Raw genomic sequence first — 22,977 nt, forward strand, 5'->3', positions numbered from 1 at the left:
ACCTGATACCCACCCGGTTCGCGCGCAAACGGCATGGCGGCCCGAATCCCGCCCAGCCGGTTCGTCGCAGGTCAGCGCAGTGCGAGCGGATCGATGTGCAGCGCTTGTGCCAATCCGGCTTCGCCCTGCGCGGTGACGCGGACGGCGCGTCCGCTGCCGACGCTCTCGATCCACCGCAGCTCTTTCAGGCGGCGGCACAGCTGCGCGCCCGCCGAGCCGCCCAGATGGACTCGGCGTTCGGTCCAATCGAGACAGGGCCGCGCCACCGGGCGGCGCGTGGCGCGCAACGCGGCGGGGTCGATGCCCATCGGCCCGGTGAGCCACGCCGCGCCGGCCCCGGTGAGGGCGAAACCACCGTCACCGCTGAGCAGACCGCGCGCTGTCATGGCGTCGGTGACGGCCACGCCCAGTCGCCCCGCGAGATGGTCGTAGCAGGTGCGGCCCCGGGCCAGCCCGGCCGCGACGGTAGCGGTGCGCAGCCCGGTGACCGGTGCGGCGGGCGGGCCGAGATGGGCAACCATGGTTTCGAGCAACTCCGCGACCTGCGGGCCGGCCAGCCGCAGATAGCGGTGCCTGCCCTGCCGGTGCTCGACGACCAGCCCGCCGTCGCGCAGGCGGTCCAGATGCTCGGTGGCTGTGGACGGCGCGACGCCGGTGTGGCGCGCGAGCTCGCCCGCGGTCCAGGCCCGCCCGTCCACCAGCGCCAGGCAGATGTCGGCGCGGGTGCGGTCGGCGAGCAGTGCGGCCAAGCCCGCCAGTTCGGTTCCTCTGGTCGGCACCACACCATCATGGCGGGCCGTCGTTTCGGCGCTCACCGAAATGTCCCGTCGCTACGGTCGCGACATGACTTCGTCTTCTGCGGCGGCGACCCCGCCGACCATGTTCGAGATCTTCCGCAGCCTGCACCACCGCGACCGTCCCCTCGTCCTGCCGAACGCCTGGGACTTCGCCTCGGCCGCCCTGCTGGCCGACGAGGGATTCGCGGCGATCGGCACCACCAGCTTGGGTGTGGCCGCCGCGGCCGGGCGCACCGACGGCGCGGGCGTCACGAAGGCGGAGACGTTCGCCTCGGCCCGGCGCCTCGCGCGGCTGCCGATCCCGGTCACCGTGGACATCGAGGCCGGGTTCGACGAGCGGCCCGGCGCGGTCGCGGATTTCGCCGGACAGCTCGCGGCCTGCGGGATCGCGGGCGTCAACCTGGAAGACAGCCGCCTCGGATCGGCGCTCGCCGCGCCCGAGCACCAAGCGGCGCTGATCGCGGCGGTCAAGGAGCGCACACCGGAACTGTTCGTCAATGCTCGCGTCGACACCTACTGGCTGGGGCTCGATCACGGCTCCACCCACGATCGCGTACGCCGGTATGCCGCGGCCGGAGCCGACGGCGTCTTCGTGCCCGGACTGACCGACCCGGCGCGTATCGAGCGGGTCGTGGCGGCGAGCGAAGTGCCTGTGAACGTCCTCTACACGGCCGAGGGCCCGGGCCTCGCGACGCTGACCGCGCTGGGCGTGCGCCGGATCAGTACCGGATCGCTGCTGTACCGGGCTGCGCTGTCGGCCGCGCTCGACGTCGCACGCGCCGTGCGGCACGACGCCTCCGTTCCGCCGGGAATCGTCAGCTATGCCGAGATCCAACGTCTCTTGCCGGCACCCGTCGAGGCTTCGCGCGGCTGTTCATCCTGAGCGAAGATTTTCCGGCGACGCTGTCGATCCGCCGGGGGCCCGTTCGTGTAGATGGTGCGACCGGCGCCGCGCCGGTCCCGGAAGGAGCGGAGATGAGCAAGATCATCGCGGTGGAGCACCTGACGCTGGACAGCGTCATGCAGGCGCCCGGGCGAACGGACGAGGACACCCGAGACGGATTCGCGCACGGCGGCGGCTGGGCGCACCGGCACGACGACCCGGTGCAGGCCGAGGTCATGGGCAGGCACATGGCGGCGAACCGCGGCGCGCTGCTGCTGGGCAGGCGCACCTACGAGGACTTCGCGGGATACTGGCCGCGACAGGTCGGCAACCCGATGGCCGATGCGCTGGACAAGACCGAGAAGTTCGTCGCTTCCCGCACCGGAAGCGGGCCGCTGGCCTGGCAGAACTCGACATGGCTCGGTGGCGACGCGGTGACGGCGGTCCCCGAGTTGCGGCGACGGGAACCGGACCGGAATCTGGTGGTGCTGGGCAGTGGTGACCTGTTGCGCTCGCTGATGCGCCACGATCTGGTGGACGAGTACCTCCTGCTGATCCACCCCTTGCTACTCGGTTCCGGCCGCCGATTGTTCGACGGCGTGGCGCTGGGCGGCCTGCGGATGACCGACACGGTGACGACCGGAACCGGTGTCGTCATCACCACCTACCGGCGCGGATGAGGAGGACGACGCGATGAAGCACTACTTGCTCAGCATCTACCAGCCCGACGCGGGCGCGCCGGAGAACCTGGACGAGATCATGCGCGAACTCGGCGCGCTGAACGACGAGATGCGGGCGGCGGGAACCTGGGTGTTCGCCGCCGGTCTGCACGCGCCCGGCACCGCGACCGTGTTGCACGCCCGCGGCGAGGACGTGCTGATCACCGACGGCCCGTACGTCGAAGGCAAGGAGCACATCGGCGGGTTCACCGTCATCCGCGCCGCCGATCTCGACGAAGCGCTGGAATGGGGCCGCAAGCTCACCGCCGTCGTCGGCCTGCCCGTCGAGGTCCGTCCGATCCAGGACTGACGGATGGGCGAACCCGTGACCGGCTCGGTGATCGAAACGGTCTTCGCGCAGCACTACGGCCGTGCGGTCGCGAGCCTGATCCGCGTCTTCGGCGACATCGGCGTCGCCGAGGACGCGGTGCAGGACGCCTTCACCGCCGCCGTCCAGCGTTGGCCCGCCGACGGTCTCCCGCCGAGCCCGCCCGGCTGGATCATCACCACCGCGCGTAACCGGGCCATCGACCGCCTGCGCCGCGAGGCCTCCCGCGCGGACCGGCACGCGCAGGCAGCCCTCCTGCACGCCGAGGACGAGCCGGAGGAGGCGGTGAGCGCCGTGCGCGACGACCGGCTGCGGTTGATCTTCACCTGCTGTCACCCCGCTCTGGCGCCGGAGGCGCAGGTGGCGCTGACTCTGCGGCTGCTCGGGGGGTTGAGCACCGCCGAGATCGCCCGCGCGTTCCTGATCTCCGAAACGACCATGGCGCAGCGCCTCGTTCGCGCCAAAGGCAAGATCCGCGACGCCCGCATCCCGTACCGGGTGCCCGCCGACGCGGACCTGCCCGCCCGGCTGCGCGCGGTACTCGCCGTCGTCTACCTGATCTTCACCGAGGGGCACACGGCCTCCTCCGGTGCGCGGCTGGTCAAGGCCGATCTCTGCGCCGAGGCGATTCGCCTGGGGCGTCTCACGGCGGAGCTGATGCCGGACGAGCCGGAGGTGACCGGCCTGCTGGCACTGATGCTGCTCAGCGAGTCCCGCCGGTCCGCGCGTATCGGCCCCGACGGCTCCCTGATCCCCCTCGCGGAACAGGATCGCAGCCGGTGGGACCGCGCCCTCGTCGCCGAGGGGCACGCGCTCGTGCGGCAGTGCCTGCGCCGCAACCGGCCGGGGCCGTATCAACTCCAAGCGGCGATCAACGCGGTGCACGCCGACGCACCCGTCGCGGCGGCCACCGACTGGACCCAGATCCTGCGCCTCTACGACCCGCTCACCGCGCTCACACCGAATCCGGTCGTCGCTCTCAACCGCGCGGTGGCGGTCGCCGAAGTGGACGGTCCGGCGACGGCATTGGAACTGGTGGACGCGCTCGCTCTCGAGCGATACCACCTGTTCCACGCCATCCGCGCGAACCTGCTGGCCCGCCTCGGGCGCACCGCCGACGCCGTCGCCGCCTACGACGCCGCCCTCGACCGCACCCACAACGCGGCCGAACGAAATTTCCTGGCGCGTCGTCGCGCCGAGGTCGGCCGAGGTGAACCGAACCGGTAGCGAGGCGATCGCGCTTCAGGCCAGCCGGCCGCCACCATCGACGTGCAGGGTCGTTCCGGTCAAGAACGGATTGGTCAGCGCCAGCAGCGCCGCGGCGGAGATATCGGCGGGGCTGCCGACCCGGCGCGCCGGATTGACAGCCGCAACCTCACCGAAGAAGTGCTCTTTCCGCTCACCCATGCCGTCCCAGACGCCCGAGTCGACAATGCCCGGCGACAGCGCGTTCACCCGGACCGGCGCCAGCTCGACCGCCAGTGCCTCGGCGAGGAAACTCACCGCGCCATTGGTCGTCGCCATCACCGTCCGTCCCGGCGCGGGCCGCCACGCGGCTACTCCGGAGAACAGCAGCAGCGCTCCGCCCGCCCTGATCCGGGCGCCGAAGTGCTTGCCGAGCAGGATCGGACCGATCACCTTGGCGTCGAAGGCCCGCACGATCGCCGCCCGATCCAGCTCGGCCACCGGCCCGTTCGCGTGTGACGCGGCCACTGACACCAGATAGTCCAGCTCACCGACTTCCTCGGCTGCCCGCACGATGGAGTCCTCGGTACCGAGGTCGATCCGGATCGCTTCGACCGCCGCACGACGACCGCGGGCCGCGCCCATCACTTGCTCCCGCGCCGCGGCCACGGCGTGCTCGTCGCGGCCCGCGAGCACCACGGTCGCGCCCGCGGCGACCGCGTCTCGGGCGATCTGTCGAGCGATGCCCGATCCACCGCCGACGATGACCAGCTTCTTGCCGTCCAACGCGCCTGTCATGAGTGTGCCTTTCGGTAGGTGGTGTGCTGTCCCACCGAAAGGAACGAGCTGGGCGACCTCCCGCCATCCCTTCGTGAGATCGATAGTTTCGTGCTTTGCCATAGAATTCCCGAATGCCTACGTTGCGCGCGCTGGAGTGCCTGATCGCCGTGCTGGACTCCGGATCGGTAACCGAAGCCGCCGCGCGACTGCATCTGTCGCAACCCGCGCTTTCCCATCAGATCGCCGCGCTGGAACGCGAACTCGGCACGCCGGTGCTCGAGCGGCTCCCGCGTGGGGTACGGGCGACGGCCGCGGGCCGTGCGATCGCCGCGGACGCACGCGCCGCGGTGGCTGCCGCCGAACGGGTGGTCGCGGGCGGCCGCGCCGTCGCCGCGGGCGCGACCGGGCAGTTGCGCATCGCGTGCGCGGACAGCATGTCCGCGAGCCTGCTCGCGCCCGTACTGCGCGTCTGGCATCGTCGTCGTCCAGAGGTACGCCTCACCTTGTCCGAGTTGTCCAGCGCCGATGCCATGGCAGAGATGGTGGCCATCGGCACGGCCGATCTCGCCCTCGGGCCGAGGCCGTCGCGCTGGGAAGGCCACCTCGTCGTGATCGGAACCGAGGAGATCGTCGCGGTCTTGCCGGACGCCGGGAAGCCCCCGGCAGCGATGACACTGGCGGACGTCGCCGAACGCCCGGTGGTGCACTACCACCCCGACAACGGCCTCGGCGCCTGGCTCGACGAAGTCGCCGCAGGCCGAGGAGTGGCGCTGACCGCGGCGACCAGGACCCGTCAAGCCACCACCGCCGCCCAGCTGGCCGCCGCCGGTCTCGGCACCGCCCTCGTGCCCACCAGCGCGCTGACCGTGACGTTCCCCGGCGCCGTGCGCAGCCTGCGGCCGCCACTGACGCGCGAGGTCGTCTGTCTCACCTCCACCCCGGGCGATCCCCTAGTCCGCCGATTCCTCACCGACCTGCACCGCCGCGGCGTCTCGGTCCCGAGCCCGATCGCCGCCCAGCTGACGGCGCGGCAGTGAGGTCGTCGCGCCGAGCCGCCGGCTCAGTGCTTGCGCACCACGCGCTCCCCTTCGCCCGGCTTCCAAATGGTGATGTCGAGGTGGTCGCCGTCCACCTCCACCGTCGACGCCCCGGTGAGATCGGCGACGTAGAAGTGGTCGAACTCCCGCCCCCGGATGTCGAAACCGGTCTCGTCGAACAGGTGCTGGGCGAAGCGGACGTGCACGTCCCGGTCGGGCAGGTCGACGACGGCGCCGAAGAGTTTGGCGTCACCGTCGGACACGTTCGTGTCCACGGTGGCGGTGTGCAGGCAGAAGCGTGGATCCCGGGCCAGATCGCGGAACTTGGTCGTGCCCGGCATGCCCGCGATCACCAGGAACTCCTCGAAGACGCGCGGTTCGACCGGGCTGATCCGCGGTGATCCGTCGGCCCGGATCGTGCCGAGCATGCAGAGATTGCCCGCCGCGCGGTGCCTGCGCGCGAAGACCTCGGCGACGTGCGGTGCTTCTTCGGTGAATCGGCTCCAAGTGGTCATGACGAGGACGGTACGGCGAAACCCTGCCATCTCGTGTCAAGGTTTGCGGCTAGTGTCGCCTGCATGCGGGCGAGTCGGCTGGTGCAACTGCTCTTGCTATTGCAGACGCGAGGCCGGGTGACCGCGCCCGAACTGGCCAGGGAACTGGAAGTGTCGGTGCGCACCGTCTATCGCGACGTCGAGGCCCTTTCGGCGGCCGGTGTCCCGGTCTACAGCGAACCGGGCCGGGCAGGCGGCGTCCGGCTCGTGGACGGCTATCGCACCCGGCTCACGGGCCTCACCACCGACGAGGCCGACGCGGTGCTGCTGACCGGCTTGCCCGGCGCCGCCGCCGATCTCGGCCTCGGCACCGTGCTGGCCACCGCGCAGTTGAAAATGCTCGCCGCGCTGCCGCCGGAATTGCGCGGCCGCGCGACGCGCATCGCCGAGCGGGTGCATGTCGACGCGCCGGGCTGGTTCCACCAACCGGACGAGACGCCGACGCTCGCGACGATCGCCGACGCGCTCTGGCACGACCGCAGGCTGCGCGTGCGCTACGCGCGCAAGGACCAGGTGGTCGAACGCCTGCTCGACCCGCTCGGCCTGGTGCTCAAGGCAGGCACCTGGTACCTGGTCGCCCGTGGGGACACGTCGCCGCGATCCTATCGAGTGGGCCGGATTCGCGACGCCGAGCCGACCGGCGAAACCTTCGTCCGCCCCGCGGAATTCGATTTACGCACGCACTGGACCGACGCCGCCGACGATTTCGCGCGTTCGATGTTGCGCGTCCGAGCCCGCTGCCGGATCGCCGCCACCCATCTGCGCCTGTTGCGGTTGATGAACGACCCCGCCGCGGTCGCCGAGGCGCTGGCCTCCGCCGGGCAGCCCGACGCCGAGGGGTGGGTGGAGGTGGTCGTGCCATCGGAGTCCTACGAGGTGCTCGCGCACGGCCTGCTGCCGCTCGGCGAGTTCGTCGAAGTGCTGGAGCCGCCACACCTGCGTGCCCAGCTCGCGGCGACGGCCGCGGCCATGCACGCGCGCTACTCCGGGGCTTAGACCACCCCGCCCACCAGGTCTCCGCCGCGCGCCGACCCTGGTCGCGTGGCGCGGGCGGCTCCCCCGGCGCAGCCGCCCGCGCCCGGGCGGATTCGCCCAGCTCACGATGGTCAGCCTGACTGTCCCGCTACTCGCGAGACATCGGTCGGCGCAGCGTGCGGAAGAACTCGCGCACGTCCGCGATCAACAGATCCGGCGCCTCCATCGCCGCGAAATGCCCGCCACGATCGAACTCCGTCCACCGGACGATGTTGTGCGCCTGTTCGGCGAGCTTGCGAACGGACATGTCGCCGGGGAAGATCGCCGCCGCGGTCGGCACGTCGGACTTCACCGCTGGCGCGCCCCAGGCCGCGGATTCGCTGTAGAGCCGCAGCGAGGAGGCGAAGGTTCCGGTGAACCAGTACAGGCTGACGTTGGTCAGCAGCGCGTCCCGGCCCACCGCGTCGTCCGGCAGTTCGATCGCCGGGTTCGTGTACTGCCGGAACAGGTCGGCGATCCAGGACAGCAGCCCGGCGGGCGAGTCCTGCAGGCCGATCGCCAGCGTGTGCGGGCGGTTGGCTTGCACGGTGGCGTAGTCGTAGCGGGCGTAACTCTCCGGGCCGGTCAGCGTCGCCAGCCTCGCCTGGTCCGCCGGGCTGTACTCGGCCTCCGATGCTTCCGGGGTCCACTCGGCCGAAGCGGACGCCGCCGCCCCCCACGATTCGCCGTCGCCGCTGTCCCAGGAGGGAATCGTGATCGGGCCGTTCACATGTAGGCCCACGACGTGTTCTCGAGCGATATGGCCCAGCTGTGCGGCGATGAAGTATCCGGCGTCGCCGCCCTGCACGCCGTAGCGGTCGTAGCCCAGGCGCGCCATGAGTGCCGCGACCACCTCCGCGAACCGCTCGGTCGAGCCCGCACCCGGATCCGGGGACACCTCGGAGAACGCGAAGCCCGGCAGCGAGGGAACGACCAGGTGGAACGCGTCGGCGGGGTCGCCACCGTGGGCGCGGGGATCGCTCAGCGGCCCGAGCACGTCCAGGAACTCGACGAACGACGCGGGCCAGCCGTGACCGAGCACCAGCGGCAGCGCGTCCGGCTCCGGCGAGCGCACGTGCAGGAAGTGCACCCGCTGCCCGTCGATGGCGGTGACGAACTGCGGCAGTTCGTTCAGCGTCGCCTCGACGGCGCGCCAGTCGAATTCGGTCCGCCAGTACTCGGCCAGCGGCCGCAGGTAGGACATCCGCATGCCCTTGTCCCATCCCGCGCCGGGCAGGTCGCTCGGCCATGCCGTCTCGGCGAGACGCCGGCGCAGGTGGTCGATCTTCTCCTGGGGGATGTCGATGCGGAAAGGGCGAATGTCCGGTTCGGTTGTCATGTCGGCCACGGTAGGAAGCGCTTAGGACGGGATCGTTCCTATCTTTCCGGCATTCTGGCGTGATGCTGGAAACGTCGGCTCGCCTGCTCGCCCTGCTGACTCTGTTGCAGACCCGTCCCGACTGGACCGGCGCCGAACTGGCCGCACGGCTCGGCGTCACCGGTCGAACCGTGCGCCGCGACATCGATCGGCTGCGCGAACTCGGCTACCCGGTGCATGCCACCCGGGGCGCCGCGGGATACCGGCTCGGCGCGGGCGCCGCATTGCCGCCGCTGCTACTGGACGACGACGAAGCGGTCGCGGTGGCGGTCGGGCTGCGCAGCGCCGCCGGTGGCAGCGTGACCGGACTCGAGGAGGCGTCGCTGCGCGCACTGAGCAAGCTGGAGCAGGTACTGCCGCCCCGGTTGCGCCACCGGGTCCGCACGCTGCGCGGCGCCACCCTGCGCGTCGCGGCGCCGGTGCCCGAGGTCCATCCGGACACGCTCATGGCCATCGCCGAAGCGTGTCTGCGCCACGAACGGCTGCGGTTCGACTATCGCGCGCACAACGGAGCACTGGGCCTGCGCACCGTCGAGCCGCACACCCTCGTGCACTTCAGCAGGCACTGGTACCTGGTCGCCTGGGACGTGGAACGCACCGACTGGCGCACCTTCCGGGTGGACCGGATCACCCCGCGGATTCCGACCGGCCCACGCTGCGCACCCCGCGAGCCGCCGGAAGGCGATGTCGCGGCGTATCTTTCGATGCGGTTGTCGACCCGGGCATGGCCGCATCAGGCGACGGTGCTCCTGCACCGCTCGGCAGATGACGCCGCCGACCGCGTGTGGCCGGGCACCGGCGTCCTGGAAGCCGTCGACGAGCACAGCTGCCGCCTGCACGTCGGCAGCGAGTCGCCGGAGCAGCTGGTGTGGATGATCACCTCGGTCGATCTCGACTTCACCCTGCTCGACGGCCCACCGGAACTCGTCGAGGCGCTGCGCGACCAGGCCGCCCGCTGCGTGCGCGCCGTGCGCGACTTCCGCGGCGAGCGCACCGGCTAGCCGCGCCAATCCAGGACGGCGGCGAGCGATCCGAGTTGCACCGAGTCGGGGACCGCCCGCACCAGGGCGTCGCGGATCGCGACGACGGGCGCCGACGACAGTTGCGCCACCGCGCCGATCCGGCGCGAGCGAGAGGCGATCATCCGGGTGCGCGGCCTGCGTTCCCGGTCGTAATCGGCCAGGTCACCGCCGCTGTCGGCCACCCTGGCCAGCACCACGGCGTCCTCCAGCGCCTGGCAGGCGCCTTGCCCGAGGGTGGGCATCATGGCGTGCGCCGCGTCTCCCACGAGCGCGATCCGGCCTGCCACTAAGGTCTTCGGCGTCGGCAGGTCGTAGAGGTCGTGCTTCAGCACCTCGGCGTCCCCTGCCGCGGCGAGCAGGACGGGGATCGGGTCGTGCCATCCGCCGAACCGGGCGCGCAACTCGTCCACCCCGCCGCCCGCTTTCCCGGCGGGCATGTTCGCGGTGGCGAAGCAGTAGACGCGACCGTCAGCGAGCGGAACGTACCCGAAACGCTCACCGCGCCCCCAGCTTTCGCCCATTTCCGTGACCGGCTCACGCGGTGTGACGACCACCCGCCACGCGGTGTAGCCGCCGTAGCGGGGACGGATCTCACCGCAGACGGCGCGTCGCACGACGCTGCGAATGCCGTCCGCGCCGACGACGATGTCGGCGCTGGAGGTTCCGGCCGAGTGCACCACCGTGCCGTCGGCTCGGGCCTCGGCCACGGTGACGCCGGTGCGCAGCGCCGCCGCCGGTATCGCGGAGCGCAGGATGTGCACCAGGTCGGCGCGGTGCAGCATGATCGGGCTGCCGTTCCGATCCCGGATCGCCTCGGCGTCCATCCTGGTCAGCCACCGTCCGGCGCGATCACGGATGCCCGCCGCCCCCTGCTCAATGGCCCGTGCCCGTACCTCGTCGCCCAAGCCGAGGGCGTCGAGGGCGCGAATCGCGTTTGGCCACAGCGACAGTCCAGCGCCGACTTCGGTGATCTCGGCGGCCCGCTCGAGCACTTCGACGCGGTGGCCTCGTCGCAAGAAGGCCACCGCGGTCGCCAGGCCACCGATGCCACCGCCCACGATGAGCGCCTCGGCCATCGCTTCCCCTTTCTCCGAACCGCTCGACGAGCAGCTATCACAAACATTACTACAGATGTAGTGTCGAGTAGCGGGACCGTCCCGGTATCACTGCCACTGCCATGGCGAGCCGAATACGGGTGGCTCGGGTGCCGGACTTCGTGCCTTCCCGCCGAACCATTCGGAGCGCGCGCCGCTCGCACCGGATGATCGAGGAACGCAGGGCCGAGCCGTCGCGGGAGCGCCCTGCATCGCCATGGTCGCAGCTTCTCGGGTACCAGAAATCCCGCGTCGCCCTAGAAGAACGTGTGCAGCAGATCGACCACCCGGGGCGTCTGGGCGTCGGCGTCGTCGATCACCGGGATCAGGCGCCATTTGTCGAAGGCGGTGCACGGGTGCGACAGCCCGAGCCGCACGACCGACCCGATGGGCAACTTCGCGGCGCCGACCGGCAGCCGGAGGAAGGCGTGCTGGTCGTTGAGCGCGGAGACCGTCGCGCCCGCGTCCAGCGCACCGCCCGCAGGCCCCGCGACGCGTTGCGGAATCGGCAGCCCCTCGTCGAAGGGCAGATCGCGTTTGCCCGCGTCCAGCAGGGCGAGCCCCGGCTCAGGCCGCGAGAGGGTGCGCGCCCAGCCGTGCATCGCCGAGCGCAGCGGCCGCGCGCATCCGGGAGCCGCCAGCGGCGACATGCTCGCGTAGAAGCCGTCGTCGTGGATGACGTACGCACCGGAGCGCAGGACGACCGTCGTCGCGACACCCTGCCCGCCCTGCTCGTCGGACAGCGGGGCGAGGTATTCGAGCGCCAGCTCCGGATAGGCGCTGCCACCGGCGGTGACGACGGCCGGACCGCGGTATCGCCCCGCCGCGAGGAGTTCCCGGTGCAGGCGGGCGAGTTCGCCGAGGTAGTCGCGCACCGCGCGAACGCCGCTCGCGGTGCGGTCGTGGGCGAGCGCGCCCTCGTAACCACCGACGCCGGCGAGCGTCAGCCGAGATGCCGCGCCGATCGCCCGCGCCACGGCATGCGCCTGTTCCACCGTGCGCGCACCGGTTCGGCCGTGCGGGCCGCCGAGTTCCACCAGCACCCGGATCCGCGCCGGCCCCGGGACGGTGCGCAGGTGCGCGTCCATCAGCGCGACCGTCTCGACGCTGTCGGCCCAGCAGACGAATTCGAAGGACGGGTCGCGCGCCGATTCCGCCGCGACCCAGCGCAATCCGACCGGATCGACCAGCGCGTTGGCCAGCAGCACCCGGGCGACGCCGAACGATCGGGCCACCTGGGTCTGCCAGATGGTGGCCAGTGTGATGCCCCACGAGCCGGCGGCCAACTGGTCGGCCCACACCTGTGGCGCCATCGTGGTCTTGCCGTGCGGCGCCAACCGCACACCGGCCGCGCGCACCCAGTCGGCCATGACCGCGATGTTCGTCCGCAAGGCCGCGCGATCGACGGTGAGCACCGGCGTCTCCAGCGAGTCGAGCGGCACAGCGCCGGTGCGGAATTCCCGCACGGTAAGCCCCCAGGATTCGGGTGGCATGCCCTTGTGCTCGGGACCGATCCGGCGGTCCGCGAGCGCCGCGACGGCGGCTTCATCGATCGACACGACATTCCTTCCGGGCCCTGGAGCCCTGCGGCTCAGCCCGAGTTGCGCAGCGCGGTGGCCAGGCCGTTCATGGTCAGCAGGATGCCGCGTTTCACCAGTTCGGAATCGTCCCCGGCGCGCAGGCGGCGCAGCAGCTCCACCTGCATCTGGTTGAGCGGTTCCAGGTAGGGGAAACGGTTGTGGATGGACTCGGCCAGCGACGGGTTGTCGGCCAGCAGGTGATCGTTGCCGGTGATCGCGGCGTGCATGCGGACGGTGCGGGCGTGCTCGTCGCGGATCATGCCGAAGATCTGCTCGCGCAACGCCACATCGTCCACGAGTTCGGCGTAGCGCGCGGCGATGTCGAGATCGCTCTTGGCCATCACCTGGGCCAGGTTGGACAGCACCGTGCGGAAGAACGGCCAGCGCCGGTACAGGTCCGCCAAGGTGGCCAGGCGTTGCGGGTCGCCGCCGATCCACTCCTCCAGGGCGGCGCCGGTGCCGTACCAGCCCGGCAGCATCACCCGCGCCTGACTCCAGGACATCACCCACGGGATGGCCCGCAGGTCCGCGACCGAATTCGTCGGCTTGCGGGAGGCGGGCCTGCTGCCGATGTTCAGGTCCCCCACCTCGGCGACCGGCGTGGACTGCCGGAAGTACTCGACGAATCCGGGGGTTTCGTGCACCAGCCGCGCGTAGGCGGCGCGGGCGCGGGCCGCGAGGTCGTCCATGATCCCGTAGGACGGCTCGGCGTCGGCGCCGAGTCCCTCCACGTCCAGCAGGGTCGATTCCAGGGTGCCCGCGATCAGCGACTCCAGATTGCGATGCGCGCTACCGGGTTCGGCGTATTTCGCGGCGATCACCTCGCCCTGCTCGGTGAGCCGCAGCGAGCCGCGCACCGCCCCGGCGGGCTGGGCGAGGATCGCGTCGTAGCTGCGGCCGCCGCCGCGGCCTACCGTGCCGCCGCGGCCGTGGAACAGCCGCAGCCGGATGCCGGTCTTGCGGGCGACCTCGATCAGATCCAGCTCGGCCCGGTACAGCGCCCAGTTCGCCGCGAGGTATCCGCCGTCCTTGTTGGAGTCGGAATAGCCGAGCATCACCTCTTGGCGCATGCCTTGCGCCGCGACCAGATCGCGATAGACCCCCACCTCCAGCGCCGCGGACAGTGTCGCCGCCCCGGCGCCCAAGTCCTCGATGGTCTCGAACAGCGGGACGATGCCCACCGGGCAGCTCGGCGGCCCGTCCGGCTCCCCCGGGTCGAGCAGCCCGCCTTCCTTGAGCAGCAGGGCGGCCTCGAGCAGATCGCTGACCGAGGTGCACATGCTGATGATGTAGTTCGGCACCGCGGCCGCGCCGAGCGTGTCCACGACCTCCCGCGCGGCGCGCACGATGCCGAGTTCCTTGGCGGCCGACTCGCTCAGCCGTGCGTGCGGGCCGAGCAGCGGGCGGCGGGTGCGCAGCTCGGCGGCCAGCAGCCCCACCCGGCGCTCCTCCGGCAGGCTCGCGTAGTCGGAGTGGACCCCCGCCCAGGAGAGTAGCTCGGCGACGACCTGCTCATGCACTTCGGAGTTCTGCCGCAGGTCAAGACTCTGTAGATGGAAGCCGAAGGTCTCGATGGCGTGGCGCAACGCGGCGAGGCGATCGTCGGCGAGCAAGCCGTCGCCGCTGCCCCGCAGCGAGGCGTCTATCGCGTCCAGGTCGTCCAGCACCGCCTGCGGAGTCGGATAGGGCCGCGCACCGGCATCCAGGCCGTTCGGCGGAACCTCGCCGAGCGCCGCCTGCGCGGTGGCGGTCAGCCGGGCCCGGACGTGGTGCAGCGCGCGGCGATACGGCTCGTCGGCATGCGCCGCCGGATCCGGGTATCCGGTCTCGGCGAGCGCGGCGACCTCGGGCGTCACGCTGACCAGCCGGGCCGACAGCGACAGCGTCTTCTCCAGTTCCACCAGCTCGCGCAGGTAGCGCTCGAACGCGACGCCCGCGGCGCGGAAAGCGGCCTGACGCACGACATCTGCGGTGACGTACGGGTTCCCGTCCCGGTCACCGCCGATCCACGAGCCGGGACGCAGCATCGGACGCGGCAGCAACTCGACGCCCGGCCAGCGCGAACGCAGCGCGGCGCGCACTTCGGCGTTGATCGCCGGGATCACGTCGAACAGAGTGAGGTCGTAGTAGCGCAGACCCACCGAGATCTCGTCCTGGATGCGCAAGCGGGCCAGGCGGATCAGCGCTGTGCGCCACAGGCTGAGCACCTGGCGGCGGATCCGCAGTTCGAGGTCGGCTCGCTCACGCTCGTTCTCGGCGTAGCGCAAGCGCAGGCGCATCAACTCGGTGATCCGGGCCTGCGCGTCGAACACGGTGCGGCGGCGCGTTTCGGTCGGGTGCGCGGTGATCACCGGCGACACCAGCGCGTCGGCCAGCAGCTCCGCGACCCGGGACCCGTCGAGTGCCGCCGCGTCCAGTTTGCGGTAGGTGGCCGCCAGCGACGAGTCCTGTGGCGGTTCGCCCGCCGCCTCGTGCGCGGCGCGGCGGCGGTCGCGTTGGATGTCCTCGGCCAGATTGGCCAGCAGCACGAAGTAGCTGAACGCCCGGATGAGCGGCAGGGCGACCGCGATGTCCACACCGTCGAGCATCTCCGCGACGGCGCTGCGCTCGACCTCCTCGCGGCGTACCCGGAACGCCTCGATGCGCACCCGCTCGATGAGGTCGAAGACCTCCGGCCCCTCGTGGTCGCGAATGGTGTCGCCGAGTACGCCGCCGAGGAAACGGATGTCGTCGCGCAGCGGCCGGATGGCGTCCTGTTCGATCTCGCTCATCGATTCGCCCATGATCAGACAGTATTGCCCTCCGGGCCGCGCGGGTATGCGACGCGGCCCACACCGGCCGCCCGCGGCTCAGCCGAGGAGCTCGGAGAAGCGCAGGTAGTTGCCCCAGGGGTCGCGGAACCCGCAGTCGCGTACCCCGTACGGCTGCGAGATCGGCTCTTGCGTCACCTCGACGCCTGCGTCGCGCAGCCGGGCGAAGGTGGTGTCCACGGCATCGGTGGTGAAGATCAACGTGCCCTGCGCGCCGCCGGCCAGCCGCGCCCGCGCCGCCGCGCCGGCCGCCTCGTCCGGCACCATCTCGGGGGTTTCCAGAATGAACTCGATGCCCGGTTGCTTCGCCGGGCCGACGGTCACCCAGCGCCCACCGGCGAACGGCATGTCGGCCCGTACCTCGAGGCCGATCACGTCGCGGTAGAACTCCAGGGCCTTGTCCTGGTCACCGACCAGTACGCCGATGTGGGTGAGGGCGAGGTCCGCGCCGTTGCTCATGATGGTGCTCCTTGTCGTCGTCAGGGCTGGGCAACAGTACAGACGACGGGCACGCGGAGAATTCATCGGCGGCGCGGTTCACATTCTCTGCGGGCGCCGCGCTCGGGGCGAGCACCCAGGCCGCGCTCAGCCCGCGGTACGGGCGGTGAGGTGATCCGTGCGGTGCGACACCACCTGTTCGGCCAGGGTGACCAGCACCTTCTTGACCGAATCACGTTGCCTGGCATCGCAGTCCAGAACCGGGATCCAGTGTGCGAGCCCGAGCGCCGCGCGCACCGCACGGACATCGAGGTAATCACCGCCGTCGACGCGGTTGACCGCGACGACGAAGGGCGTACCGCGTTCGGCGCAGTAGTCCAGCACGGGTTGACAATCCTCGACGCGGCCGGTGTCGACCACGATCACGGCGCCGAGCGCCCCGTCGACCAGTTCGTCCCACAGGAAGACGAGACCGTCCTCGGCAGGCGTGCCGAACAGATACAGCAGCAGTGAGCTGTCCAGGGTGATGCGCCCGACGTCGAGGGCGACACCGGGCCGCGGGTCGTCTGCCCAGCTCTCCGGATCGTCGGCGCCGATGGCGATCTCGGCCGCCGCCGCGGCTACCAGCGGCTCGATTTCGGAGACGGCCCCGATGAACGTCGTCTTCCCGACGCCGTGACCACCGCCGACCACGATTTTCACCGAAGACGGCATGGTCGGCGTTCGCGTGTCGGAATACCCGGACAAGCTCCCTGCTCCTCTCGATAGCAGCGGCGGTGCGCCGGTCGGCGGCACGCACCGGTCGCGGATCGGTCGGGCCGGGTCGCTGACGACGACTCGGCGCCCCGACCGAGGCTTCCGGCACGCTACCGATGTCCGGCGATGGAATGCGGCCGCCGGCACCGACGCACGAGCAACCATGTACCCGTCCTCGGCCGCCGCGAAACCTCGCCGCGCGACTCTGATACAGTCCGGCGCGATATACCCGGAGGGCAAGAGGGCGGATGGCGCACCGAATTACATTGGTTCCCTTGGCAATAGCGATAGTGCTCGGAGCGGCCGCCTGCGGCGACGAGTCCAGCGGGTCACCGGCGACGACCACCACGCGGGCCGCGAGCACGGCCACCCAGCTGTTCGATCCCTGCACCGGCATCCCCGACGCCGCGCTGACGAGCGCCGGGCTCGATCCCGCGAGCAAGCAGGTCGGTGTGGGCGGGGTGGCGCAGCCGGGCTGGGAGATCTGCGGATGGAAGGGCGCCGACTTCACCCTCGGCGTGTTCTCCAACGGCGCGTCCGTGGCCGAATTCGAACGCAAGCCCGGCAATGTCGACTTCCAGGACGTCACCATCGCCGGACGGCCCGGCCGCCGGTTCCGCGTCGACGACGCCGCCAAGGACCAGATGTGCGATGTGCTCTTCCCGGCTCGGCAGGGGTTGCTGCAACTGACGCTGGTCAACCGGACCGCGGATCAGAACCCCTGCGATCGCCTGGCGACCGTCGGCGAATCGATCGTCCCGGCGCTGCCGAAATAGCGCAGCGCTTCCAGCCTCACCCCGCGAGGATGCGTCGGCGCCTTCTCGGCGCGATTGGCCGCGGACTGGCCCAGCGACATCAGCGAGGAGACGCCCGGGATCTTCTCGGCCCGCTCGCGGTTGGCCTGCATGAAGTCGTTGAGGTTGCATATGATGCTGCGCCTTGTCGTCGTTCGGGAGGGGCGACAGTACAGATGCCGGACGCGCGGCGGATTCCTCGGCGAAGACGTTCGGAATTTCGGCCGGTGCCATGTGGGGCGAGCGTGCACCCTCGTTCGGCCGACCCGTGTGGCACCGGCCGGAGACTTCGTACCGCCGACAAGCCCCGTGTGTGGCGATCAGCCCATGTCTCACGCGGTGAGCTGATCCGGGCGGTGCAGCAGTACCTGTTCCAGCAGCGAAACCAACACCTCTTTGACCGAATCACGAGACCTGGCATCGCACTCCAGAACCGGAATCCAGTTCTCCAGCTCCAGCGCTTCGCGAACCTCGCCGAGGTCGAAGTGGGCGCTGCCGTCGAAGCGGTTGACCGCTACGACGAAGGGAGTGCCGCGCTCCTCGAAATAGTCCAGCACGGGGTAACAGTCGTCGACGCGGCTGGTGTCCACCACGATCACCGCACCGAGCGCACCGTCGACCAGGTCGTCCCACAGGAAGACGAAGCGGTCCTGGCCCGGCGTGCCGAACAGGTACAGGATCAGCGAACTGTCCAGGGTGATGCGGCCGAAGTCGAGGGCGACCGTGGTATGCGTCTTGTCCGCACGGTGTCCGAGGTCGTCCACGCCGACGGCCATCTCGGTCATTGCCGCCTCGGTCACCAGCGGCTCGATTTCGGAGATGGCTCCGATGAACGTCGTCTTCCCGACGCCGAACCCACCGCTGACCACGATTTTCACCGAGGACGGCATGGTCGGCGTTCGCGTGTCAGAGTGCCCGGACAAGGTCCCTGATCCTCTCGATGGCAGCGGCGGTGAGCTGGTCGGCGGCGCGCACAGTCACGTGTCCGGCGGCGGCCAGGTCACTGACGACGACCTTGGCCACCCCGATCGGAACCCGCAGCGCGGTGCCGATTTCGGCGATGGAGTGCGGCTGCTGGCACAGCCGGACCAGGGTGTGCTGCTCGAAGCGCAGCGGAGCGGACAGCGCGGCGGCCTCGGCCCGCACCAACGTCTCGATGCGCAGCCCCTCCAGCAGGGGCGTGGTGCGTCCGGCGGTGACCACGAAGGGCCGCACGAATCGCTCGTCGGCGGGGGATTCGCGTCTCATCGCCGCAGCGTCTCGCGCAGTTCGGCGATGAGCGCGGGATCCAGCAGCGCGACGGCGCGCTCGGCGAGCACCGCCATCTCGTACCCCACCAGCCCGACGTCACAACCACTGTCGGCGATCACGCCGAGGCAGCTGCCGTCGCCCAGGGCGGAGACGAGCAGAAAGCCGCGCTTCATCTCGATCATGATCAGCTTCAGACCGTCGAAGGCGTAACTGCGCGAGGCGCTTCGGGCGAGCCCGACCAGCCCGGACACCATGGCGGCGAGCCGGTCGGCGGAGGTGCGGTCCAGGCCGTCGGACATGGCGATGAGCAGGCCGTCCGAGGAGACCGCGACCGCCTCACGTACACCGTCGGTCTCCCGGACGAAGTTGGCCAGCATCCAATTGAACGTGTGCGGGTCGGCGCTCGATATGTGGGTGGTCACCGGATCTCCTCTGCCATGGTGGCGGCGGGCTGGAATTCGTGCGCCGTATCGGCGGCGCGGATGAGGGCGTCCTGTGAGGCGGCGGCGTGCCCTCCAGGCGCGCCACGCTGGTAGCCCGATCGGAAGGCGGACAGCATGCCGCGGATCTCCTCGGGTGAGCGCTCGACCGCGGGTGCGGGCTCCGATCGCGGCACTGTGCCGGGCCGTGGACCGGCGGCGGCTGCGCGGGCCTTTTTGTTTCGTTTGACCAAGCCGTTCTCGGTGTGCCGCACCACGGGTTCGGAACCCGCTGCCGGGCTGCTCGAGTCGAGGGCGGCGACGCGCGGCGCAGCCGCCGGTTCCGTTCGCGGTGCGACGACCTGGGTCTGGGCCGATGACCCGGCGTTCGTCCTGGATCGAGCCGGTGCGCGAGCCACGGCCGCTGCGGCAACGGACGGACGTGGTCTCGGCGAACTCGAACCGATCGGGAGCGCTGCGACACGTGGCGCGGCCTCGCTCCGGTCGTCGCGCTGTACCTGTCCGGTTTCGAGCATGCCCGCCGGCAGCGTCAGACGCGCGACTATGCCGCTCACCGGCGAGGCGATCAGCTCGACGCCGATGCCGAGCCGCTCGGCGAGCCTGCCGACGACGTAGTGGCCCAGATGGCGGGTCGGCGCGACCACGAAATCCTGTTCGCCGTGCAGTCGTGCGTTGGCCTGTGCCAAGTGGTCGGCGGGCATGCCGACTCCGTGGTCGACCACCGCGAGCAAATATCCGTTCGGCCCGGCGCGCCCGTAGATCTCGACCTCGAGATCCGGTGGGGAAAAGGCGAGTCCGTTCTCGATCAGCTCCGCGAGCATGTGTGCCAGCTCGCTGGCACCCGCGCCCGTGACGAGCACCTCGTCCATCCGGCGCAGCACCACCCTGCGGTAGTCGTCCACCTCGGACAGGCCCGCGCGGATCACGTCGCTCAGCGGGATGGGTTCGGCCCAGCGGCGCGGACCGGCCTCGCCGACCAGCACGAGCAGGCTCTCGGCGTTGCGGCGCATTCGGGTGGCGAGATGGTCGAGTTCGAACAGGTTCGACAGCGCCTTGGGATCGAGCTCCTCCCGCTCGAATTCGCTGATCAGGCCGAGCTGGCGGCGCACGAGATTCTGGCTGCGGCGGGCCAGGCTGACCATCGACTCTGTGGTGTTGCGGCGCACCAGCGCCTGCTCCGACGCGAGGTCGAAGGCGGTGGACTGCACCCGATCCAAAGCTCGTGCCACGGCGTCGATCTCAACACTCGCGCCCGCCGGTGTCCGCACCGGTGCGGGCGGGTCTGGCGGTCGGGTGTCGTCGCCGTTGCGCCAAGCCGCGATCACGTCGGGCAGCCGCCGGCTCGATACGTCGTCGGCGTCCGCGGCCAGCATGGCCAAAGGCCGGACGATGGCGCGTACTGCGGAGACGACCAGCGCCACTTCCACCGCGATCGCCGCCAGCGCGGCGAGCACGAACGCGCCCAGGATCAAGGCGGCGTTGCGGCGCAACACCTCCGCGCGCGAGCCGATGTCGGCGCCGACCGCCTGCTGCACGGTGCGCTGCTCGTCGATGACCCCGGTCATCCTCGCCCACCAGGTGATCGGGTCGACCGGACGCACCAGAGGTCCGGCGCTCGAGGCGATCGCGATGTTCTCCGACTCCGCAGTCCGGACCGCGCTGTCGCTGTCCAGCACGGCGTCCAACCGGGCCTGTTGGGCCGTGGTGGCGTCGTTGGCGAACGCGGTCAGAGCGGCCAGCTTGGCCGCCCGGATATCGAGGAACTGCACGTACTCGCCCGGCCCGAAAGCGCCTGCGGCGAAGACGCCGTTCAGGAAGCCTCGTTCCCGCGCCGTCTGCTCCTTGGCTTCACCCAGGGCGTACAACGCTTGCAGACCGTGCCGGACCGCCGGATCGGCGGCCTGGTCCAGACCGAGGGACAAGTGGTTCAGCGCGTCGATGGCGTCGGTGTAGTACTGGAAGGCCGCCTGCCGGGCCGTTCGCCGCTCATCGATCCGGGCGCGGGTCGCATCCAGGTCGGCCAGCGGCCGGGCGGCCGCGCGCACCCGGTCCGCGCCGGGCGGGTTGCCCGCCATCGCGCGCCGCAGCTCGCCCAGCGCATGGTCGACCGCGCCGCGCTGGTCGGCGACCGGCTGGAGCAATCGCCCGTCGCCGCCGAGCAGGCCGTTGGTCAGGCCGCGCTCGCGCTGCGTCTCGTGCACCAAGTCCTGCACCGCCAGCGCCAGCGGTACCGCGGCCGCCGTGTCCCGGCTCCCGCGGTACGCGTCGACCTCCCGCGCGACCATCGCGCCCAGCAGCGCGAGCACCAACACCAAGGGGACGACGAGGATTCGAGCCAACTGTCCGCGAATGGTGCGGGGACGGACGATTCCGCTGCCCGATCGCTGCCGTCGGCGGGGCGTAAAAAACCGTGTGCCGCCGGATAATTCCGGTCGTCGACGTGACCGCACCACCCTCTGCTCCTCCGATCGGCCGCCGTGACCGCTGCACGGCGAGGACACGGAATCAGTGGCAAACTTTCACAAGGCCTTCCCGGTGTCAACGCGAAATTCGGTCAAACCGGACACTGTGCGGACTTCTAAACACACTGGCAACGAGGGGGTTACCGGGCGCGACGAATCCGGCCTCCGCTCGGACCGGGAGACGCCGAGTCAGGCTGCCAGTTACCCACCCTCGCCCGCCCCGAAACCTCACGGCCCGACTCCGATCCAGTCCGGCGCGATGTACCCGGATGGCTGGATGGCGCACCCGAATTACGTTGATTCCTTTGGCAATAGCAGTAGCGCTCGGAGCGGCCGCCTGCGGCGACGAGTCCAGCGGGTCACCGGCGACGACCACAACGCAGGCCGCGGGCACGGCCACCCAGCTGTTCGATCCCAGCACCGGCATCCCCGATGCCACGCTGACGAGCGCGAAAACCAGATTGTGCGACGTGCTCTTCCCGGCTCGGCGGGGTTGCCGCAACTGACGCTGGTCAACCGGACCGCGGATCAGAACCCCTGCGATCGCCTGGCGACCGTCGGCGAATCGATCGTCCCGGCGCTGCCGAAATTGCGCAGCCTCACCCCGCGAGGATGCGAAGTACCTCGTCGGAGGCGTAGAAGGGCGCGAGGCGTTCACGGATCAATCCGGCCAGAACGCCTTCCCGCTTCGCGCTCTCGATGACCGCAGGCCCGTACCGCAGGATCTCCGCGGCGATGTCGTCACCGCTGAGGCCGAGTTCGGGCAGCATGGCCGCCAGGGTGTAATCGCCGTACTTGGTGAAGAACACCTCCACGCACTCGTCCAGCAGCAGGCCGAAGTACTCCTTCTCGCGCGTGGTGACGGCGATTTCGTAGCACAGCAGCACCAGTTCGTTGAGGTCCTTGCGGCTGAGGTATTCGCGCAGACCGCTGACCGGTTCGTCGGCGTGCAGATCCCAGAACTCCATCGCGGCGGCGTGCACCGGCGCGTCGCGCAGCATCTCGCGGATGGCGTTGTTGGTGCGCTTGAGTGCGAACAGCGCGCCCTTGCCCGCCAGGTCGCCGACGAACGTGCCGTCGGCGGCCTTCTTGGCGCGATTGGCCGCGGACTGGCCCAGCGACATCAGCGAGGAGACGCCCGGGATCTTCTCGGCGCGCTCGCGGTTGGCCTGCATGAAGTCGTTGATCAACTTGTCCACGAATTTCGACGCGACGGTGGCCACCAGCGGGCTCTCGGTGAGCCGGTCCAGGATGCGTTCCTGCGCCTGGTGCATGCCGAAGATCTTCTCCAGCAGCGCCTCGACCGGCTCGCGCTCGACCACCTCGCCGAGGGTGTAGTCGTTGTTGGTCGCGATGTGGTCGTAGATGGAGTCGGCGAACACACCGACCATGTCGGCGAACACCGGACTGCCGCCGATCAGCTCGACGATGGTGCGGACGGTCTGCTTGGCATGCTCGACCTCGACGACGTCCCGGAAGACGATCGTGTCGGCGACCCCGAGGACGGCCTCGGTGTCACGCGCGATCACCTCCGCGAAGCGCTCGCCGGTGACCTCGGCGAGCAGGAATTCCACCTGGGCGTCCAGTAGCCGTTCGGCGATCTCACGCGGCTCGCTCATCGAATTCCACCCATCACTCTTCATCCGGCGCGCCCG

The 22,977-nt window shown here is 70.6% G+C and carries 23 protein-coding genes; 9 read left to right on the forward strand and 14 right to left on the reverse strand.

All coding sequences use genetic code 11. The annotated features are described in order from the left end of the window. Positions 1-71: 71 nt before the first annotated feature. Positions 72-779: a winged helix-turn-helix domain-containing protein gene (locus ABZ420_RS11985; protein ID WP_357120647.1), complete on the reverse strand. Its 708-nt coding sequence runs from the start codon at positions 777-779 to the stop codon at positions 72-74. 64 nt (positions 780-843) lie between these two features. On the opposite strand from ABZ420_RS11985, the gene ABZ420_RS11990 reads away from it, so the two are divergent. The 4 genes from ABZ420_RS11990 to ABZ420_RS12005 all read left to right on the forward strand — a co-directional run bounded on the left by ABZ420_RS11990 (position 844) and on the right by ABZ420_RS12005 (position 3,954). Further along, positions 844-1,680 carry an isocitrate lyase/phosphoenolpyruvate mutase family protein gene (locus ABZ420_RS11990; protein WP_357120650.1) on the forward strand — a complete coding sequence of 279 codons (837 nt, stop codon included), beginning with the start codon at positions 844-846 and terminating at the stop codon, positions 1,678-1,680. A 92-nt stretch (positions 1,681-1,772) separates the two neighbouring features. After that, on the forward strand, positions 1,773-2,360 hold the full coding sequence (locus ABZ420_RS11995; protein ID WP_357120653.1) for a dihydrofolate reductase family protein: 588 nt from the start codon (positions 1,773-1,775) through the stop codon (positions 2,358-2,360). Positions 2,361-2,373: 13 nt separating this feature from the next. Further along, positions 2,374-2,709 (forward strand): YciI family protein, encoded by a 336-nt coding sequence (locus ABZ420_RS12000; RefSeq protein WP_062970751.1) that lies wholly within the window; start codon positions 2,374-2,376, stop codon positions 2,707-2,709. 3 nt (positions 2,710-2,712) lie between these two features. Continuing rightward, the gene (locus tag ABZ420_RS12005) at positions 2,713-3,954 is read left to right on the forward strand and encodes an RNA polymerase sigma factor (protein WP_357120657.1); all 1,242 of its coding nucleotides are present in this window, start codon (positions 2,713-2,715) and stop codon (positions 3,952-3,954) included. Positions 3,955-3,969: 15 nt separating this feature from the next. On the opposite strand, the gene ABZ420_RS12010 is transcribed toward ABZ420_RS12005, so the two are convergent. Further along, positions 3,970-4,710, reverse strand: a complete 741-nt coding sequence (locus ABZ420_RS12010; RefSeq protein ID WP_357120659.1) for an SDR family oxidoreductase — start codon at positions 4,708-4,710, stop codon at positions 3,970-3,972. A 113-nt stretch (positions 4,711-4,823) separates the two neighbouring features. On the opposite strand from ABZ420_RS12010, the gene ABZ420_RS12015 reads away from it, so the two are divergent. Further along, the gene (locus ABZ420_RS12015) at positions 4,824-5,729 is read left to right on the forward strand and encodes a LysR family transcriptional regulator (protein ID WP_357120662.1); all 906 of its coding nucleotides are present in this window, start codon (positions 4,824-4,826) and stop codon (positions 5,727-5,729) included. A 23-nt stretch (positions 5,730-5,752) separates the two neighbouring features. Here ABZ420_RS12015 and ABZ420_RS12020 read toward each other — a convergent pair whose 3' ends face one another. Then, positions 5,753-6,244, reverse strand: coding sequence for a pyridoxamine 5'-phosphate oxidase family protein (locus ABZ420_RS12020; RefSeq protein WP_357120665.1), 492 nt, complete (start codon positions 6,242-6,244; stop codon positions 5,753-5,755). Positions 6,245-6,307: 63 nt separating this feature from the next. On the opposite strand from ABZ420_RS12020, the gene ABZ420_RS12025 reads away from it, so the two are divergent. Continuing rightward, on the forward strand, positions 6,308-7,279 hold the full coding sequence (locus tag ABZ420_RS12025; RefSeq protein ID WP_357120668.1) for a YafY family protein: 972 nt from the start codon (positions 6,308-6,310) through the stop codon (positions 7,277-7,279). A gap of 127 nt (positions 7,280-7,406) precedes the next feature. Here ABZ420_RS12025 and ABZ420_RS12030 read toward each other — a convergent pair whose 3' ends face one another. Next, the gene (locus tag ABZ420_RS12030; RefSeq protein ID WP_357120671.1) at positions 7,407-8,636 is read right to left on the reverse strand and encodes an epoxide hydrolase family protein; all 1,230 of its coding nucleotides are present in this window, start codon (positions 8,634-8,636) and stop codon (positions 7,407-7,409) included. Between the two features lie 62 nt (positions 8,637-8,698). Here ABZ420_RS12030 and ABZ420_RS12035 point away from each other — a divergent pair, with 62 nt between their 5' ends. Continuing rightward, positions 8,699-9,676, forward strand: a complete 978-nt coding sequence (locus ABZ420_RS12035; RefSeq protein WP_357120674.1) for a YafY family protein — start codon at positions 8,699-8,701, stop codon at positions 9,674-9,676. On the opposite strand, the gene ABZ420_RS12040 is transcribed toward ABZ420_RS12035, so the two are convergent. The 5 genes from ABZ420_RS12040 to ABZ420_RS12060 all read right to left on the reverse strand — a co-directional run bounded on the left by ABZ420_RS12040 (position 9,673) and on the right by ABZ420_RS12060 (position 16,366). Then, positions 9,673-10,773: an FAD-dependent monooxygenase gene (locus ABZ420_RS12040; protein ID WP_357120677.1), complete on the reverse strand. Its 1,101-nt coding sequence runs from the start codon at positions 10,771-10,773 to the stop codon at positions 9,673-9,675. The genes ABZ420_RS12035 and ABZ420_RS12040 overlap by 4 nt on opposite strands. Positions 10,774-11,048: 275 nt before the next feature. After that, on the reverse strand, positions 11,049-12,350 hold the full coding sequence (locus ABZ420_RS12045) for an amino acid deaminase (RefSeq protein ID WP_357120680.1): 1,302 nt from the start codon (positions 12,348-12,350) through the stop codon (positions 11,049-11,051). 32 nt (positions 12,351-12,382) lie between these two features. Continuing rightward, complete coding sequence (gene ppc, locus ABZ420_RS12050; RefSeq protein ID WP_357121047.1) at positions 12,383-15,142, reverse strand: phosphoenolpyruvate carboxylase; 2,760 nt, start codon at positions 15,140-15,142, stop codon at positions 12,383-12,385. Between the two features lie 78 nt (positions 15,143-15,220). Then, positions 15,221-15,640: a VOC family protein gene (locus ABZ420_RS12055; RefSeq protein ID WP_357120682.1), complete on the reverse strand. Its 420-nt coding sequence runs from the start codon at positions 15,638-15,640 to the stop codon at positions 15,221-15,223. A 126-nt stretch (positions 15,641-15,766) separates the two neighbouring features. Next, positions 15,767-16,366, reverse strand: a complete 600-nt coding sequence (locus ABZ420_RS12060) for an ATP/GTP-binding protein (RefSeq protein WP_357120685.1) — start codon at positions 16,364-16,366, stop codon at positions 15,767-15,769. Between the two features lie 284 nt (positions 16,367-16,650). Between ABZ420_RS12060 and ABZ420_RS12065 the strand changes: the two genes are divergently transcribed. Beyond that, a complete protein-coding gene (locus ABZ420_RS12065) occupies positions 16,651-17,151 on the forward strand; it encodes a DUF3558 domain-containing protein (protein ID WP_357120688.1) in 501 nt (166 codons plus the stop codon). Between the two features lie 350 nt (positions 17,152-17,501). On the opposite strand, the gene ABZ420_RS12070 is transcribed toward ABZ420_RS12065, so the two are convergent. Genes ABZ420_RS12070 through ABZ420_RS12085 form a run of 4 tightly spaced genes read right to left on the reverse strand, consistent with a single transcriptional unit; the run spans position 17,502 to position 21,199 of the window. Beyond that, complete coding sequence (locus tag ABZ420_RS12070) at positions 17,502-18,059, reverse strand: ATP/GTP-binding protein (RefSeq protein WP_357121050.1); 558 nt, start codon at positions 18,057-18,059, stop codon at positions 17,502-17,504. A gap of 16 nt (positions 18,060-18,075) precedes the next feature. Next, positions 18,076-18,417, reverse strand: a complete 342-nt coding sequence (locus ABZ420_RS12075; protein WP_357120691.1) for a DUF742 domain-containing protein — start codon at positions 18,415-18,417, stop codon at positions 18,076-18,078. Continuing rightward, positions 18,414-18,797 carry a roadblock/LC7 domain-containing protein gene (locus ABZ420_RS12080; protein WP_357121053.1) on the reverse strand — a complete coding sequence of 128 codons (384 nt, stop codon included), beginning with the start codon at positions 18,795-18,797 and terminating at the stop codon, positions 18,414-18,416. The genes ABZ420_RS12075 and ABZ420_RS12080 overlap by 4 nt, the downstream gene beginning before the upstream one ends. 41 nt (positions 18,798-18,838) lie before the next feature. Then, positions 18,839-21,199 (reverse strand): ATP-binding protein, encoded by a 2,361-nt coding sequence (locus ABZ420_RS12085; RefSeq protein ID WP_357120694.1) that lies wholly within the window; start codon positions 21,197-21,199, stop codon positions 18,839-18,841. Positions 21,200-21,627: 428 nt separating this feature from the next. Here ABZ420_RS12085 and ABZ420_RS12090 point away from each other — a divergent pair, with 428 nt between their 5' ends. Next, entirely contained in the window at positions 21,628-21,828 is a 201-nt protein-coding gene (locus ABZ420_RS12090) for a hypothetical protein (protein WP_357120697.1), read from the forward strand. A gap of 93 nt (positions 21,829-21,921) precedes the next feature. Here the strand turns inward: ABZ420_RS12090 and ABZ420_RS12095 are convergent, their stop codons facing one another. Next, positions 21,922-22,941: a hypothetical protein gene (locus tag ABZ420_RS12095; protein ID WP_357120699.1), complete on the reverse strand. Its 1,020-nt coding sequence runs from the start codon at positions 22,939-22,941 to the stop codon at positions 21,922-21,924. Positions 22,942-22,977 lie beyond the last annotated feature (36 nt).

It is taken from the genome of Nocardia sp. NPDC005745 (assembly GCF_040630775.1).
Lineage (GTDB): Bacteria > Actinomycetota > Actinomycetes > Mycobacteriales > Mycobacteriaceae > Nocardia.

Excerpts from the sequence above, each read along its gene's own strand:
- ABZ420_RS12080 (WP_357121053.1), bottom strand. The coding sequence starts at position 18,797 with ATGCTGGCCAACTTCGTCCGGGAGACCGACGGTGTACGTGAGGCGGTC.
- ABZ420_RS12055 (WP_357120682.1), bottom strand. The coding sequence starts at position 15,640 with ATGAGCAACGGCGCGGACCTCGCCCTCACCCACATCGGCGTACTGGTC.
- ABZ420_RS12010 (WP_357120659.1), bottom strand. The coding sequence starts at position 4,710 with ATGACAGGCGCGTTGGACGGCAAGAAGCTGGTCATCGTCGGCGGTGGA.
- ABZ420_RS12030 (WP_357120671.1), bottom strand. The coding sequence starts at position 8,636 with ATGACAACCGAACCGGACATTCGCCCTTTCCGCATCGACATCCCCCAG.
- ABZ420_RS12005 (WP_357120657.1), top strand. The coding sequence starts at position 2,713 with ATGGGCGAACCCGTGACCGGCTCGGTGATCGAAACGGTCTTCGCGCAG.
- ABZ420_RS12095 (WP_357120699.1), bottom strand. The coding sequence starts at position 22,941 with ATGAGCGAGCCGCGTGAGATCGCCGAACGGCTACTGGACGCCCAGGTG.
- ppc (WP_357121047.1), bottom strand. The coding sequence starts at position 15,142 with ATGAGCGAGATCGAACAGGACGCCATCCGGCCGCTGCGCGACGACATC.
- ABZ420_RS12000 (WP_062970751.1), top strand. The coding sequence starts at position 2,374 with ATGAAGCACTACTTGCTCAGCATCTACCAGCCCGACGCGGGCGCGCCG.
- ABZ420_RS12035 (WP_357120674.1), top strand. The coding sequence starts at position 8,699 with ATGCTGGAAACGTCGGCTCGCCTGCTCGCCCTGCTGACTCTGTTGCAG.
- ABZ420_RS12075 (WP_357120691.1), bottom strand. The coding sequence starts at position 18,417 with ATGAGACGCGAATCCCCCGCCGACGAGCGATTCGTGCGGCCCTTCGTG.
- ABZ420_RS12015 (WP_357120662.1), top strand. The coding sequence starts at position 4,824 with ATGCCTACGTTGCGCGCGCTGGAGTGCCTGATCGCCGTGCTGGACTCC.
- ABZ420_RS12025 (WP_357120668.1), top strand. The coding sequence starts at position 6,308 with ATGCGGGCGAGTCGGCTGGTGCAACTGCTCTTGCTATTGCAGACGCGA.
- ABZ420_RS12020 (WP_357120665.1), bottom strand. The coding sequence starts at position 6,244 with ATGACCACTTGGAGCCGATTCACCGAAGAAGCACCGCACGTCGCCGAG.
- ABZ420_RS12070 (WP_357121050.1), bottom strand. The coding sequence starts at position 18,059 with ATGCCGTCCTCGGTGAAAATCGTGGTCAGCGGTGGGTTCGGCGTCGGG.
- ABZ420_RS11990 (WP_357120650.1), top strand. The coding sequence starts at position 844 with ATGACTTCGTCTTCTGCGGCGGCGACCCCGCCGACCATGTTCGAGATC.
- ABZ420_RS11995 (WP_357120653.1), top strand. The coding sequence starts at position 1,773 with ATGAGCAAGATCATCGCGGTGGAGCACCTGACGCTGGACAGCGTCATG.
- ABZ420_RS12040 (WP_357120677.1), bottom strand. The coding sequence starts at position 10,773 with ATGGCCGAGGCGCTCATCGTGGGCGGTGGCATCGGTGGCCTGGCGACC.